The organism is Rhodococcus sp. p52 (assembly GCF_000763325.2).
Lineage (GTDB): Bacteria > Actinomycetota > Actinomycetes > Mycobacteriales > Mycobacteriaceae > Rhodococcus > Rhodococcus pyridinivorans.
Map to the genome: position 1 here is coordinate 36,663 of NZ_CP016821.1, position 16,111 is coordinate 52,773.

Consider the following 16,111-nt stretch of genomic DNA (forward strand, 5'->3'; position numbering starts at 1 on the left):
GGGTGCCCGGCATCGGAGGTTCTTCCGGCTCTCGACGCCCGGTTCCTGCGGAAACGATGCGGCAGGCCGATGCTTCCCGAAGTCCGCTGTGCGCGTCCCTCCATCGACCTGCCAAGTCTCACTCTAACGCGCGTAATCGAACATGCGTTCCCTAGGGTTCAGTCTGACTTTCGGTTCTCTGAACTGCTGGTTTGCTTCGCGGACGGCGTCTTCGGCGGTTGATCCGTTCGCTGCGGAGCTGTCCGTGTACGAGCGAGGGCCGACGGCGTAGTTCTCCAGCGCGATAATGCCCAATAGTGACCAACACGGTCCCCGGCTGTCTTCCGGACGCCCTACGGTGACCTCATGGGGCGAACAAGTGGACTGGCTGCAGCGTCACTGTCGATTGGAGCACTGTTCCTGAGCGGATGTGTATCCAATACCGAGGAACCGGAGACCTTCCCCGCTACGGTCACTGTCGTCGGGAACGCGGAGCAAGCCGATCCACAGACCGGACAGTGCATCATCACCACGATCCCGATCGCACCGAACGACATCGTGTACCTGCACGGCGAAAGCGCGGCAGCCTCGGCACGTTCCGTGCTGGAAATCGATACCGTCGAACGCAATGCCGACGGCACGGGAGTGTGTACCTATGTGGCGCACTTCGAGGCGGTTCCTGCCAATCAACGCAGCTACACGGTCACCGTGAGCAGCTCGGCACCCTATGCCGCAACCTTCGAGTCGTCTTCCTTCAACGCGGGCGAGATCGAAGAAGGAGCGACGTTCTACCTACACGAATTCCCGCCCCGCACCGATACCTCGGGTGCAGGCGACAGCGGCCCTATGGGGACACCGTAGCTCGGTCGAAGACAACTACGTCGACTTCATCATGGACACTCGAGCACCAGCTCAGGGGAACACGTGTGCGAAAATCTGTGGTGTGGTGTCCTACGAGCGCCCGCCGAAGTTCTGCCCGAACGGGCACCGGCTGGGACCGCACCGGGTGGTCGTGGGCTGGACACCGTGCACCTGCACAACGGCCCTGCGCCCCTCCGGGGCCACCGCCCCTCCGGGGCCACCGGACACCGCACCTACCGCCAGTCGTCTGCGATGCGGAGATTCTCATTCTGCCCCATACGGGGCCGCCGTTTTGCGGGGTGCAATGGCCACCGAGACTGACACAGGAGCAGCCAAGGCCCGACTCGGGAGGCGAGTGAGCCTGCCGGAGCGCAGACGGGGCGACCCGCGAGGATCCAGAAAATTAGCGTCGCTGAAATTATGGTGTGAACTGGGAAACAACACGTCCCGTTCTGTCGTGTCGATCGGAGAAAGCACCACCATGAAGCCCCGGCGACCAGGTGAAGGTCAGCGCCCACGGCCACGTTCGTGTTCACCGTCAAAGACGTCGATGAGGACGGCGGCATGGCGATGATCGAGGTCAACGCCGACAGCCCCTTACGTATCCGTGGCCGGCGCGCATCACCGATCTCGTGCCCCTGTCGAGGACTGACTTCGAGAGTTCCTTCCCTGCCGGTCGCTCTCGCTTCACCTGTTTGGTGCCGATCCGTGCTTTCGCTACGGTGGCCGCTGCAATCACCCGAGTTCCTCGACAGGTGAGTGATTCCCTGACGGGTCGAAGGATGGTCCCCGGCGCCCCCGCCGGGGACCATCGCCTTTCTACTGCTGGGCTGCGCGTGCAGCGGACGACACAGTGGCTACTCTCGGGCGCGTGGAGGGCAGGACGCGAGCTGTCGGGAATGCCGCCGATGCCATGACCGACGATGAGCTCGAGACCGCGATTGCGGCGCTGCACGGCCGTGAGCGGGAGCTTCTCGTCGCCGGGGACAGCGAGCGGCGTTCGATCTGATGGGCACGAAGTTCGTTCTGCTGTCCACCCTGGAAGGTCGACGACGCTGATCGCTGCGGGGTTACTCCGCGTCCCCGCTGGGCGGGAGCAGCTCATTGATCAGATCGTCGGGCGTTTCACCGGCCTCGAGCCTGTCGATGATCGTGCGGGGATCTTCGATGTCGAACTTTCCTGCCATTGCATTGGCAGCGCGGATGTTCTGGGCGATGTGGTTCTTGATAGCTTCTTCGCCATGTGAGGCGAAGATTTCGCAGAGAGCCTGAGTGCGGCTTTGCTTGTCGGGCATGGCATTCCCTTCGCGGACATCATCCGGTCGTGCTCGGTTCGTGCTGGTTCGTGGCGGTCGGTGCCGTCACTGCCCGACGGTGCGCTTCTTGCGGCGCCGGACCTTCTCGACGTCGGGGAAGGGCTGACCGTCGTTGTAGGTGTGCTCGAGTCGGTGGGTGTGGTCGACGATGGCTGCCTCGATGAAGGAGTTGAGCGAGCCGTGAGCGCCGGGATAGACACCGCGCAGGCGCTTGTGCGCGGTGGTGGCGGCGTCGATGACCTTTTCGGCACGGGTGAAGGTGCGACGAGTCACGGTGGGCGGCAGGGCGTGGGCGGGTGCGGCCGACGTCGGCGTGGCATCCGCGTCAGTGCGCGGGCCGGGGAGGGGTTTCGTCGTCCACATCCGCCCCGCTGTACATGCCGTCGATCTTCGTCACAGACTCTCGTCTCCTTCGTCGTAGATGGTGTGGTGGTGAGCGCCGCCGATCATGACAGTTCGGTACGACTGGTCTCACAGCGTCGTCGCCGAAGGGGGCGACGAACGCGACAGGGCACGGTCGCCGTCGGGACTTGCTGCTCACGGAGTGTTTTGCGTCCGTGCGGCGGTGCTGTGCGGGCTGACTGGCACGCCGCAGCAGCCACCGCGACCAGCACGAGTGCGGCTGCGGTGATGGCAACACAGGTGGGCCGCCATTCGACCTAGTGATTCTGGATAATCTTGCATTCCGTTCTATGCGGTATTTCATCTGTCGGTCGAGCTCTGGACCGGTGTCGTAGCCGGGGCACGTGTCGTCACTCGCCGAGATGGGTGTCTTCTCTGGTCTCGGTGTCGAGGCGGCTGAGGATGCTGTCGTCGACTGCGGCGGCGAGGGTGGCGGTGTATTCGTACTCGTCGATGCGGTCGAGGGCGCCGGCGATGTGCTCAGCGGGGATGGTGATGCCGATGCGGGGGCGGGCGTCGATCAGCAGGTTCAGGAAGGGAGCGGGGTCGTAGTTGTCGGTGGCGCGGATGAGTCGGCGCAGTGCTGTGGCACCGGCGATAACGGCGTCGACCTCGGTGGCAGCAGTGCCGGTGGTGGCGACGGTGTGGTCGAGGTGCGGATCGCAGGTGACGGTCCAGGTGTGCATGTCGTGGTCTCTCCTGGCTGGAAGGTGGAAGGTCAGTGCTGTGCTGGAGGTCAGTGTGTCCGGTTCCGGCGAGCGGACCGGAGCGCAGACGGGAAGGTGGCCCGGTTCTGTGGAGACCCGGGCCACCTGTGGATAACTACTCAGTTGTGTCCGTGCAGCGCGAGGGCTTTCTCGTCGGCGGGGAGCAGCACGGATCGGGCGACTTGGACGGTGCGGGCCAGTTCCGCCACGAAAGCCTTGTGTCCAGCCTTGTCGAAGAAGCGGAAGGTCAGGGGTCCGGCTTCCACATCGACCCAGTGCACGTGGCGTCGACGCTCGGGGGAGAACGCACCGCCGGGCACGACGCTGGTCTGGGGAACCTGCGACCAGTTCACCGTGACCAGGTGCTCGTCGGAGGCGAACCGGTCGGGGCTGAGCATGAAGTGCTCGGGCAGTGCCATCAAGTAGCCCCCGCTCTGCGGACGGCGCAGCACAGTGATCAGCACGCGGGCCACGGCCGGGTCGGTGAAGACCATGCGCACGGCTCCGAAGGTGACGAACACTGCGGCGCTGGCGGTCAGCGCGCTGGTCACGTCCACGCGGACCTGCTGGTGTTCTCCGGCGATCATGATGGTGCTGCGGGTGGTCAGGCTCGGAAAGATGCTCGGTTTCTGCGACGTCATGGGTGCGCTCCCTGCGCTCGAAGTAAGAACCACCGGCCGGGGCCGGCTGTTCTTGTGCCCTTCTGGCAGGGAGATGACGACCGGCATCAGGGCCGCGGGAGTGCAATCCCTGGGACGAAAAGTTCCGGGGGAGCGCAGCGGGGGAGGAAGTTTTCGGGCCGTCAGGCCGCGGAGCGCCCAGGGGTTGCGCGGAGCGGACCGCCGGTCACAATCGGATGGCCAGAAGGGCACACCATGAGTTCTTGTCCCGGGCGCAGCGCAGCGGAGCTCGATTCGGTGGACACCGAAGGTGGCCCTGACGCGGGGGAGTAGAGGTCGACCTCGCCTGTCATTGCCGGTACGGAGCTCTCTTTGGTGCTCGGCGTGCTCGACGAGAGGAAAGCCGTTTCGAGGCTTGTCGTCGAGTGCGCGCAGCACTCACCGAGAGAGGTCGGGTCCGGTTTCTCGGGTCGGTCCGGTGTCAGGGGGAGCAGCGGACGTCGAGGGGTTCTCACCTCGGTTCTTGCTGTTGAGCATCTGCTCGACCGAGCGGGGATGGCCGAGGAGAGCGGCGGCGATGTCGGCGGCCACCGACGCCGGGAGATCGGAGGCAGGATTTTCCTCGCCCTGGGTCGCGGTGGGGTCGGCAAGACTGCTCAGCCAGTTCCGCGCTCGGTCGAGGGAGAGGTCCTTGTTCTCGGTGTAGGTCGGTGGCCACTCGATTCCGCTGTCGATGCGGGCGCGGATGTCGGCGGCTCGCACGAGTTGTTCTGCGACCAGGGCGGCGACGAATTCGTAGTCTTTCTCGCGTCCGGCGATCGTTTTCGACACGCACAGATCCACTGGGTCCAGGCACAATCCGGTTCGGCCGTAGAGGGTGGAGGTGTCGTCGTCGACGATGAAGTGGACGAGGCGGTGTTCCCAGTGTCGGGGCAGGACCACGACGTCTTTGTGGATGCCTTCGACGTAGAAGCCGAAGGACATGTGGAAAGGGGAGCCCTCGCCGAGTCGGGCATCGAGGAGCAGCAGCTTGTCTTCGACGGCAGGTGGATCGGTGATCCCACTCAGGGGCAGGATGTCGACTTCTCGCGAGAGGAAGGCGGCCGGAGGCAGAGCGGTGGTGTCGAAGCTGCCGAGGATCGATTGGGAACCGAGCACGATCACGCGAGGTTCGTCGAGGTTGGCGCACGCGGCCTTGATCGCCCGTCCGAGTTCGTCCCGGTTCACCGCTGCGCAGTAGCTTTGAGTCTGGTGCTGAATTCGGTGAGGACGCGGCGACGTTCGTCATCGCTGAGCAGAACCGACAGGGGGGACAGGTTGCGCATTTCCCGGCTGGTGTCGTCGTCCGTCTCGACGATCCGGCGGATGTCATCGATGTCGTTGGTGCGGACGATCATGTCCCATCGGTCCAGGTAGCGCTCCATCAGTGGGCTCCGGTTCACCTGACGGCGAATCGTTTGCAGGCTGCGGCGCACCGGTTCGGTGTCGACCGACAGACCGGTGGTGATGATCTTGTCGAGCACGGCGGACTGCACGAGCTGCTGACGCACGGTCTTCGGCGTGACCACGCTCACCTGTCCACCTCCTCGGCTCGAATCATCTGTGCCTCTGTACGGATCGTTCTCATGATAGTGCGTGTATGCAGCAGTTTCACCCTGTTGTTGCTCGCTGCAACACTTTCGGGTGGTGCTCGGTGATGCACGTTGGTCAGGGACGGTCCACTTTCCTCTGCAGGGCCCTGACCGGCGGGCGCGGCGGGTAGATGCGCCACGGCGTAGGTGCGAGCGTCGGTGGCGATGCTGCGGCACCGCCAACCGCCAACTGCGTATCGGTCTAGCAGTCGAGGTCGAGGGTGGGTCGGCTGCGGGGTGGGTCCACGGGTGGAGTCACGGGGTCCGGTGCGGAGGTGTTGGCGGTGAAGTCGTGGACAGAGCGTGGGTGCGCGGACATGGCGGCGGTGATGGCGCGCAGATCGACGCCGTGGTCGATGATCGGGCCGGCAGGATCAGGATCGGCCGCGTCGGTGATCGCCTGGTCGAGCACGTCGCGCATCAGGCGGGTGTCGCCGGTCTGCATGTATTCGAAGCGTCCCCAGACGAACTGCTCACGCAGGTCCCCGACCAGGGGGTTTTGTTTCAGTTCGGTCTTGCTGACGGCGTGGAAGCGATCGGTGTCGAGCCGGTAGCCGGCTTCGGCGGACAGTTGCCGGAAAAAGGAGAATTGGGCGCGGGTGTTGCCCTCACGAAAGGGGTGGACGAAATTTATCCGCAGCCACACTGTGGCCAGTTCGCCGATGAAGTCGTTGCGGGCGAGTCCGCGCAGATTGTCTTTGGCGGCGATGCGGTCGAGAACGACTGTAGCGGCTTGGGGGACTTCGCGGGCCTTGAAATACTTGTGCGGTATTTCGGTGACGTGGTTTTGCCCGTTGCGGATGGCGGCGACGTCCGGCCCCCACTTGACCATCGGCCAGTCCTGCGGGGCGGTGCGCAGTTGCCCGGCCCAGGGGTAGACGTCTTGGAACAGGTGGTGGTGGATGCGCTGGAAGTGGTCCAGGTCGTAGCGGCCGGGGATCGGAGTGTCGGCCAGCTGTTGCATCCGTGTGTAGGACGCGAAGCCTTCGTAGCGGCGGAGAGTCTCGGAGTCGGGGACTCCGTGGGGGTAGGTCGACCGTGGGCCGAGCAGGTTTTTCATCACCGCCCGGCTGGTGTCGGGCACCTGGCCGGGACTCCAGTCGATCGTCTCGGGGATGAAGTAGTCCAACCATTCGCGGGAGTAGCGCGGACCCATATCAGTCGGTCTCGTAGCCGGCTTCGCGGAGCAGCATGTTCTCCACGTCCTTGAGCGTCTTGGTGCCCCGGAGCAGCTCGACCAGTATTTCCTTGTCGTCCTCGCTCATCTGTCGGCCCTCGATCGCCATGATCGGTTCCATCGCGGCGAGGGCGGCGCGGGCTTCTGCTTCGGTCTTGCGTGGTGTCACGAGTTCCCCTCTGGTCGGGTGGTGGTGGGGGGCAGAACTGTCGATCGGTCCTGCCCCACCGGTCGTGTCGAGGCTAAAGGCGTGGTCAGACGGCGCGGCCGTCGTCGTATCCGCCGTCGTATCCGGCTTCGTACTGCGGTAGCGGGTCGGTGTACCGCGGCTGGTCCGGCCCGGTGCGGCGAGGATCGATCGGACGGAGCGGGCGCCGGTCGCCGGCGGCTGCCCGCAGTCCCTTCTCGAGCATCTCGTCGAGCACGAAGGTGTCCTCGGCAAGCGTCACCGCCTCGTCCGGGCCGGTCACCGCCTCGGTCGGCTCGACGACAGCATCGGTGTCCGCTTCGACACCCACGGCTATCTTGTCGTCAACTCCGGTTGCCGTTTCGGCAAGCGTTGTGGTTTCCGGCGTGGTGGTGAGACGTTCGCGGCGTTCAATACTGGCCTGGTGGATCGCGTCACGGCCGATGTTCTGCTCGGCGGCGAACTTCTCGACCGCTCGGGTAGCGATGCTGAAGGCTTCGCCGCGGGTGTTCACGGCCTCCCGGTCGACACTGCCGTTGCCGTCCCAGGCTTGCAGGTGCCATTGCCGATCGTCCCAGGACACTCGTGCCCCGGGCCTACCGCTGCCCGAGTCGAAGCCGTACTCCCAGATCGCTTCGGTGTCGTCGAGGGCCACCCACGGATCGGCCTTGCGGTTCGCCTCGCGCATCGCGGCGCCGCCCCGCCAGGCTTGCCGGGCTGCGGCCATGCGCTCGGGCACCGAGGCGATGAGCTCGGCCTTGCTCATGTTCCGGTGTTCGGCCCACGCATCGGTCGGGTTCAGATCCAGAGTCCACTGCGGGTACTGCCCGTCCGCAGCCCGTCGCTGCTGGTCTTCGCGGACTCGGCGCAACGCCTCGGGAGAGTTCTCGCGGGCGTTGACTTCGAGCCGCAGTTCCTCGGCCCGCAGCTTCGCGGCCTCGAGTTCGGCCGTGTCGGTGAAGTCGAGTTCCGGTTCGGCCTCGGCCTCGGCGAGTCGGCGACGGTTGTGTTCGATCCGCGATTCGATGGTGGTGATGTGCCGGTCGGCGCGGTCGGCGATCTTGCGGATGGTGGACAGCATTCCCTGCGCTCCGGTGGAGCGTTCGAGGACGTTGAAGAACCGATCCCGCTCGTACCAGGCGGTTTCTTCACCGACGGTGACGTAGAACTGGCCGAGGGTCTGGCTGTAGCCCAGGCTCAGTGGCCCCCCGCCGATGACACCGAAGACCTGCTCGTCGCTGCTGCGGGTCACCTCGTCTTTGAGCCGGATCAACGACCCTCGCAGGGCATCGGCCAGCTCCGCGGTCTGCGAGTCAGGGATCGTGGCGTCGGGGAACGCCCACTTTTTCTGGGCACGGTCGTCGATGCCGCTCCAGGCGGCGAGCTTGCCGGCGACCTCCCGGACCTCGGGCAGCCGCTTCTCGTCGGCGGTGATCGACCGGCTCAGTGCCCGGATCGCAGCATTGCGGGCAGCGTTGGCATTGAGCACCGCATCGCGACGGGCTTGAAGTTCGGCGACCTTCTGGTCGGCTTCGACCTGCTCGACGAACACCGGATCACCCGTGGCCGCGGCCTTGCTCTGCGCCCACGAGACGGTCAGATCTCCGCCGAGATCCTCCATCGTGGGCGGCACATCGGCCTTGCGGATCATCGCCACGAAGTTCGATTTGCGGGCCACGTACTGGTACATCATCGCGTCGTAGGAGCGGCGGGCGACCATGTTGACCACGCTGACGGTCTCGTGGACGTTGCCCTGACGGATGATGCGGCCGAGACGTTGTTCCATGTCCGCGGCCGTCCACGCCGGGTCGAGGTTGATCATCTGCTTGAGTGCCCGTTGGACGTTCAGGCCGGTGCCACCCTTCTTGGTGGAGGTCAGCAGCACCCGGATCCGCCCGTCGGCGCAGGCTTGCACCAGGCGGGCCTTGGCCCTGGGGTTGTCGTAGTCGTGCATGAAGGCGACTTGTTCGGGTTTCATCCCTCGGGCCACGAGGGCGTCGCGTAGTTCGGTGTAGAGATTGCGGGCCTTGGGGCCGGCTCCGGCTTTGGGGGTGCCGCGGTCGCAGAACACCAGCTGGAACACCCCGGTCATCTCGGGGCCGTACTTGTCGGCCGGGATGTGCAGGTCGGCGTGGTCGCGGTGGACCTGCCAGATCAGGTCGGCGGCGTGCTCGACCCGGCTGTGCTGCGGGTCCGGTGCGCCCAGGTTCGCCAGTGACGGATACATCGTCAGATTCCGCCCGTCGGTGGCGATCTTGAGGCTGTTGTCCAGGTCCATCCGATCGCCCTGGATCTGGGACATGCGCACATCGAGGTCGGCCATCGCGTCGATGGCGTCCTGTCCCATGTCGAACTCCACGATCTTCGGGGCTCCGCCGTCGAGGACGGGCAGGCGCACCGGGATGCGGTCGGAGGTCACCACGTCCCGGAACTGGTCGAGCATCGCCACCAGCTGCGGGACGTTGGCGTATTCGGCCATGCGGGTTTTCATCTGGATGCGGGTGGCGGTGGTGTTCATCTCCGGCACCGACACCGGCTTGGCGAAGGTGCCTGCCCAGTTGTCGATCCGTCCCAGGCCGGCATTGTGCAGCAGGTCCGGGCGCAGGTATTTGGTCATCACCCAGATTTCCGACAGCGAATTGCTGATCGGGGTGCCGGTGGCGAAGGCGATCGCCTTGGCCGGCGCGTGCGCCATCCCCTGCTCGGCATTGCGGGCGCGGGCCTTGTCCCGCAGGTACTTGGCCTTCATCTCCAGGTCGGTGGCCCGCTGGGAGCCGTTGGTGACCGCCAGATCGGCGCTGTTGGACGGGCGGGTGAGGTTCTTGTAGTCGTGCGCCTCGTCGATGAACAAAAAGTCACACCCCGACTGTTCGAAGGTCAAGCCTTCGTCGGTGGCCTTGGCCGCGATGATCTTCTCGACCCTGGCTTCGGTGGATTTGATCGCCTGCTCGATCTGCTTGACCGTGAACTCCGCGCCTTGGCTGTTGGCGGCGTCGAGGGCCTCGCGTAGCTCACCGAGTTCGCCTTCGAGGTACTCGATCTGCGCTTCGCGGCGCATGGCGATGCGACTGAACACCGACTGCGGCACGATCACCAGGTCCCAGTCCCCGACAGCGCTCTGCCCGACGAAGCGTTGCCGGTCATCGCGCCCGTCCAGGTCGGCGGCGACGAGGATGTTCGCGTTCGGATAGGCGTCGCGGGCCTCGACCGCCCACTGCCCGAGCAGGTGATTGGGCACCACGATCCACGGCTGGCGGATCTGTCCGAGTCGTTTGGCTTCCATGCACGAGGCGGTGATCGTCAAGGTCTTGCCGGCCCCGACCACGTGATCGAGCAGGATCGTCTCGTCGTGCAGGAACCGTGTCACCGCAGCGGCCTGGTAGTCGTACGGCGTGTACTTCGGGTTCAGGCCGGGAAACGCCTTGCCGGTCGCGTCGTGGACCGGCTTGACGTAGGAGTTGTAGCGCTCGTTGAAGATGCGGGCCAGGCGCACATAGCGGTCGCCGTCCTCCCACAGCCATTGTTCGAACCGTTCCTGCAGGGCTGCGGCCGAGGCTTGGGCCTGTTCGGTGAGCTTGACGTTGAACCGCGGCTTCGGGGAGCGTTCGAGCTCGTCGCCGGTCTTGTTGACCTGGATGGGCTTGTTGTTGGCGAGCAGCTCGACCATCTTCACGCCCGGCAGCCGGGCACTGCCGTACTTGTCCGGGTAGCCCCCGGACCATTCGTGGCGGCTTTTCTGATCGGTGGTGATCTGCCAGTTTCCGCTGACCTGATCGTGTTCGACGGTCAGCCGGTCCGGGCGCAGCCCGAACTCCTCGACCAGGAACGCGCGATAGTCCTCGATCGGCACCCAGGTCGCGCCGATGCGCACCCCGATCTCGGCGGGATCCACATCCGGCGGCACCACCTCTGCCAGTGCCTCCACCAGCGGCGCGTAGCGAGGATCGTCGCCGGCTGTGATCGTCGCCCGCGCCAGCTTGGCGCGCACCTGCCCGGACAGGGCAACGGTGGCCAATTCCCACCGGTCGGCGTCGTGCAGGGACGGATAGATCTTCCCCTGAGCCTGCTCGAGCGCGTCCTCGACGGACATCGTCAGCAGCTCGGCGACTCGCTGCGGCGAGATGTGTCCGAGCTCGTCGAAGCTGATCGCCAGCGCTTCGTCGACGTCGGTGGCGCTGGCGGCCTTGTCCTTGAACGGGGTGGTGTCCTCGGTGAAGATCGCCGTCTTGGTCGCCACCGCGTCGCTGCCGTCGAACGTCGACTGGAAGTTCTCGATGGCCAGCACCATGCCCAGGCGTGGATCCCGGGCGATCGCGCCTTGCAGATGCGCGGAATAGCGGCGCGGTTGCGGCTGCGCCGATGCCTGCTCGTACAGCTCCTCGTACACCTCGTCGGGGATCGACCCGGTGTAGGGGCCGGCCTCCTTCGGATCCAGCCCGTCGGCGAGGGCCTCCTCGCGACCGGCCTTGATCCGCCACTCGGCGATCGCCTTGTCGAGGCGGGCGGCGATCTTGTCGTCCGACAGCGGGGTCGGTTCGGTGAGCTTGAAGCGGTTCAGCGGCCCCCACGTGCCCACGTAGCGGTCGTAGAGCCCACCCAGGCGGGCGCGGATGACGTCGCGGTCGGCGACGGTGGCGGTGCGCGAGCGGCTGGCCTCGGCCAGCTCCATCACCGTCTCACCGAGACCGGTGATGACCTTCCACTGCTCGGCCAGGTCCTTGCCGCGGCAGCCGACCTCGGCCCAGCCGCGACCGAGGGTGAACTGCTCGAAGCGGTCCTCGGCTTCGTTGAAGCGCATCGCACCGGGCAGCACCTCGTTGGAATCGAGGTCGGCTCCGGTGCGCAGCCCCGGCGTGGTGAACGCTTCGACCTGCGCCGGATCGGGGGCCGGGGCGGTGAATCCGAGTCCGCGACCGAGGGCCTGGTCGATGATCGGGTCGAGCTGCTCGCGCAGCTGCGTCGCCAGCGGCTTTGTGGTGGTGGGGGCAACGCGCAGCGACGATCCGGCGTACATGCCGCCCCCGACCGTCAGGGTGCCCAGCACCCGCTGCGGGTACTTCTTGAAGTATGGGTTGATCCAGGTGTGGGCGGCTTCGCCGGTCTTGGCGTCGATCGGTTCGACCTGGACGGCGGGCTGTGCCCATTCGAGGGTGTCCTCGGTGGGGGTGGCGCCGTCGTCGCGGCGGCGGAATACCAGCACGTCGGTGACCACGTCGGTGCCGGCCTGCCGGTCGAATGCCCCGGTGGGCAGGCGCACCGCCCCGATTAGATCCCCCTTGGCGACGATCGCGGCGCGTTCTTCGGCGCGGCGGGCATCGGAGGTGAACATCGAGGTGACCACCGCGACGTAGCCACCGGGAGCGGTCAACGCCAGCGATTTGGCGATGAAGTGGTTGTGGATGGACAGACCGTCTGCGTTGTGGATCGGGTCGACGGGCGCGAACCTGCCGAACGGTACGTTGCCGATCGCCCCGGTGAAGGTGTTCTCGGGGCGAAGTTGCGCTCGAAGCCGTGGTTGCGGATCTGCTGCGAGGGATACAGGTAGTGCGCGATCTTCGCGCTGATCGGCTCGATCTCGACGCCGACCATGCGCACCGACTCCGGTGCGGTGCCGACGAAGTGGCCGGCCCCGCAGCCCGGCTCGAGCACCACAGCGCCGTCGGGCAACCCCGCCCGCGCCACCGCCCGCCACAGTTCCGCCACCACCGCAGGGTCGGTGTAGTGCGCGTTCAGGGTGGTCTGACGGGCCTGGGCGAAGCCCTTGTCCCCAAGCAGGTCCAGCAGCTCGGCGTGCTCGTCGCCCCACTGCGCGAGGATCCTCGCCCGGTTGTCGAAGACTTCCGGGATCGCTCCCCAGCCGGACCACTGCGCCAGCACCGCCTGCTCATCGGCGGTGGCCGGTCGCTGCTGCTGGTCGAGACGGCGCACCAGACGCAGAGCGGCGATGTTCGCCCGTGCCCGTGCCTTCGCCCCGGACGGGACGAGCACCTCGGTACCGAGGGCGAAGTCCTGCACCGCCACGGCCGGGGCAGCAGGACGGGCCACCGCAGCATCGGCGTGCTCGGGGACCGCTGCGCCCTGATCGGCCTCGGCTTCGGTGTCAGTGCGTGTCGACGCTGCACCGGTCTCGGGCGGCACCGTCTCGGCCGTGGCCTTGGGGTCGATCTCGGGAGTGATGGCCGCGGCCGCAGCGGCGCTTTCGCGTTGTGACTGGTCAGCGGCGGGCGGCGGTGCGATGCCGGCTGCGGCGGCGTAGCGGGCGGCGGCGGCGCGGGAGACCCAGATGTGTGCGCCGGATTCCTTGCGGACCCGCACCAGCTGGCGTTTGTCCCGCCACAGGGGACTCGACAGCGGCTCGCCATACGCGGTCTCGGGGACAACCAGATCCTCGGTATCCCCAGTCGGGGCGGTAGCCTCCGGCTCGATGGTCGCCTCCGGGTCCGGTGCCGGGGTCACGTCGATGGTCGTGGCAGGCTCCGGCTCGGGGTCCGGGGCGGTGGTCGGCCCGATATGGCCAGTCATGAGGCGGTCGGTGAACACCCACGAGGTCGCGGGCGTTTCGGTGGCGGGGGCGGTGCCGGTCGGGGCCGACGGCTCACTGGGAGCCGGGTCGACCTCTTCGAAGATCACCGCGCCTGCGTCGTCGATCGCAGGCGCTACGGCTCGGGGGGACGGTGGTTCGGCCTCCTCACTGACCTGTGGTTCGGCCTCGGCGGCGGTGTCGGCCTGGGTCTGGGCCGCTGTCGCGGTGTCGGCGTCGAGCTGGCCACTGGCGTGTTCGGTGGCGAGCATGGCGCGGGCCTCGGCGATCGCATCACGCAGGGTCAGCTCGGGTCGGGGCTGATCATCGACGTAGGTGATGCGTTCGGTGCTGTTGTGCGCCCACGAGAAGCGGAGGGTGATGTGCTGGCCGTCCGGGTCTCCGAGGACTACATCTCCGGCCCCGGCGAAGGTCAGATCGGTCGGGGTGGGGCTGTAGAGGTCGTCCCCGGAGGTGCGGATCTCGCGTAGAACCGTCGGGTCCACATCGTGTTGGAGGGTCCAGGCCAGGTCGATGCCGTAGCGATCGAGCAGGGCGGTCTCGGCCGGAAAGTCGCTGCGCAGCTGGTCGATGATGCCGCGCCGCACATCCTTGATCAGTGCGTGGTCGGCAACCGCGGAACCGGATTGGCTGTAGCGCCACAGCAGGTCCGCGCTGGCGGCAGCGTGGTAGAACTCGTTGTTGCGGGCGTAGGCGATCGCCCTGGTCAGCACGGTGGCGCGGGCCTGGGCGTAGGGCCGGTAGGCCCGTTCGATCCACTCCGGGAGCGCGATGTTGCGGGCCTCGAGCAGCGCACCGATCGCCGCCCGGGCGTTGCGTCCGCAGGTCACGGAGCTATCGCCGCCGAGGGTGTAGTCCCAGCCCCGGATGGGGAAGTAGGTGACCTTGCTGTTCGGGCGGTCCTTCAACGTCAGGGCGCAGTACGCGGCCCCGTCCTGGAACTGTGCGGATAGCTCCGAGGGGTCGGGTGCGGGCAGGTTCGGGATGATGTTCCCGCGCATCTCCGCCGCCAGACGCTCGGTGGGAATGTCCGCGGTGGCGGCGATCAGATCGGGGCGCTCTTCGGCCATGACCTCGAAGGCGGTCTCGATACCGATCTCGATGATCGGGGTGCGCGAGTACATCGGCAGCCCGACCCACGATCCGAGCAGCGGATCCCGTCGGGCGTGCATGGTCATCCACGCCGTCCACTGCGCGGCGGTGCCCTGATCCCAGGTCAGCTCGGGACCGTGCACACGCTCCCATTCGGCATACGCCCGCTCATACAGCTCGTCCGGCAACCGGTGCTCGAGCAGTACCTTCGCTGCGGCCTGGCGCAGCGGGGGCGCCTTGCGGGCGGCCTCGGCGATCAGGCTCTTGACCTCGGAACGGGTCACGGCCGGCAAGTAGTCCGGGCGCCGGCCTTCGACCTGAGCGATCAGCCGCGGATCGACGGCGACCTCGGCGATCAGAGCCTGCCGTTCGCCAGCGGTGGCCTCGCGACGTGCCTGCTCGACACCGGCGAACCACTGGCTGCGGATCTCATCGCGGCCCGTGCGGCTGCGCACCTTGCCGATCGCGGCGGCGACCTGCGGATCGGTGTCCGGCTGCGGCAGCGTCAACGGATCGGCCGGGTCATAGGCGGCGCGGCCTCGTGCCCACCACTGATCGACCTCGACCGTGGCGGCCTGGTCGATCCCGTCCTGCACTGCGGCGACGTGCTCGCCGCGCTGCTCGGCGGTGGCCGGTTCGGCCGGCTCCTGGGTGTCGAGTACAGCCTGGGTGGTGTCGAGGAAGTCCTCGGTGAACGGACGCTCGACGTCGGCGCGGGCCTCGACGATCGCGTCGGCGACCTCGGTGGTGACCGGATGCTGTGTCGGCTCGCCGGTGCGGGCCTGCCAGTACGCCTCGGCAGCGCGGTGCCCGAGCTCGCCCCAGCGTTTCGGGTCGGACAGCATCACTCGGCACACCAGGAACTGCTCGTCGGTGAGCGAGTCGCGATCGGCCATCAGATCCGCGAGGGCGACCTGGGCTTTGACCGTGAAATGCCCGTCGGCCCACGACAGGAACTGCGCTGCGGTGTTGACCTGCGGGTTGGCGGCAGTGTCGGCGTCGGTGTCCGGTTCGGCGAGGCGTTCGAGCACCCGGCGCTCGACGTCGGCCAGGGGGTCGATCCGCGGCCGCGGCCGCGGCTGCTCGACCTGCGGTTCTTCGTCCTGGGATGTCTCGGCAGCGGCTGGGGCAGGGGGTGTGGCCGGCTCGGCCGGTGTCGCGGCCGGGATGAACATCGGCCCGGCGGGACGGTCGGTGAACTGGGCGTTGGGCAGGTTGCCGGCGAGCATCGCCGTGATCAGATCGTGGGCTTGGCCTTTGGTGATGTCGTCGTCGAGGACGAACGGCACGTTCGCCTCCGCGGCCAGGCGCTCGATGGTGCGCAGTTGCCGCTCGGTTGCGGGATGCTCCCGCCAGGCCGGTTGTGCGGCGGCGACCTCGCGCACCGTCTGCTTGGGGACGGCCTCCGGGTCGATGCCCCAGGTGTGCAGCTCGGTGCGCAGCTGGTTTTCCTGCGCCCGCAGCTCACGCCAGCGTCCCCGCAGACGGTCGAGCCGTTCGGTCAGCGTGGTGACGCGCTGACCGTTGACCTCGATGCCACGGTCGAAACCGCGTTCCTGCGCAGTCTCCAAAGCTGTGTTCGCTGCGCCCAGCCTCTT

General features: G+C 67.0%; 11 protein-coding genes. 1 reads left to right on the plus strand and 10 read right to left on the minus strand.

Annotated elements, in window-relative coordinates:
- Positions 1-345: 345 nt before the first annotated feature.
- Complete coding sequence (locus tag IM25_RS26555; RefSeq protein ID WP_052040198.1) at positions 346-840, plus strand: hypothetical protein; 495 nt, start codon at positions 346-348, stop codon at positions 838-840.
- A 1,070-nt stretch (positions 841-1,910) separates the two neighbouring features.
- On the opposite strand, the gene IM25_RS24045 is transcribed toward IM25_RS26555, so the two are convergent.
- The 10 genes from IM25_RS24045 to IM25_RS27200 all read right to left on the minus strand — a co-directional run bounded on the left by IM25_RS24045 (position 1,911) and on the right by IM25_RS27200 (position 16,084).
- A complete protein-coding gene (locus tag IM25_RS24045; RefSeq protein WP_033098729.1) occupies positions 1,911-2,135 on the minus strand; it encodes a hypothetical protein in 225 nt (74 codons plus the stop codon).
- 66 nt (positions 2,136-2,201) lie between these two features.
- Entirely contained in the window at positions 2,202-2,519 is a 318-nt protein-coding gene (locus IM25_RS24050) for a hypothetical protein (protein WP_065996609.1), read from the minus strand.
- Between the two features lie 389 nt (positions 2,520-2,908).
- On the minus strand, positions 2,909-3,244 hold the full coding sequence (locus IM25_RS24055) for a hypothetical protein (protein ID WP_052040200.1): 336 nt from the start codon (positions 3,242-3,244) through the stop codon (positions 2,909-2,911).
- 140 nt (positions 3,245-3,384) lie between these two features.
- Complete coding sequence (locus tag IM25_RS24060) at positions 3,385-3,906, minus strand: hypothetical protein (RefSeq protein WP_033098730.1); 522 nt, start codon at positions 3,904-3,906, stop codon at positions 3,385-3,387.
- A gap of 417 nt (positions 3,907-4,323) precedes the next feature.
- A complete protein-coding gene (locus tag IM25_RS24065) occupies positions 4,324-5,112 on the minus strand; it encodes a hypothetical protein (protein ID WP_065996610.1) in 789 nt (262 codons plus the stop codon).
- Complete coding sequence (locus IM25_RS24070; protein ID WP_231414118.1) at positions 5,109-5,408, minus strand: hypothetical protein; 300 nt, start codon at positions 5,406-5,408, stop codon at positions 5,109-5,111. The genes IM25_RS24065 and IM25_RS24070 overlap by 4 nt, the downstream gene beginning before the upstream one ends.
- A gap of 310 nt (positions 5,409-5,718) precedes the next feature.
- A complete protein-coding gene (locus IM25_RS24075; RefSeq protein ID WP_033098583.1) occupies positions 5,719-6,672 on the minus strand; it encodes a Fic/DOC family protein in 954 nt (317 codons plus the stop codon).
- 1 nt (position 6,673) lies between these two features.
- Positions 6,674-6,862 (minus strand): hypothetical protein, encoded by a 189-nt coding sequence (locus IM25_RS24080; protein ID WP_033098582.1) that lies wholly within the window; start codon positions 6,860-6,862, stop codon positions 6,674-6,676.
- An 85-nt stretch (positions 6,863-6,947) separates the two neighbouring features.
- Positions 6,948-12,248, minus strand: a complete 5,301-nt coding sequence (locus IM25_RS27195; RefSeq protein WP_232333525.1) for a helicase-related protein — start codon at positions 12,246-12,248, stop codon at positions 6,948-6,950.
- A complete protein-coding gene (locus IM25_RS27200; protein ID WP_232333526.1) occupies positions 12,245-16,084 on the minus strand; it encodes a hypothetical protein in 3,840 nt (1,279 codons plus the stop codon). Before IM25_RS27200 ends, IM25_RS27195 begins: the two co-directional genes overlap by 4 nt.
- Between the last annotated feature and the right edge of the window lie 27 nt (positions 16,085-16,111).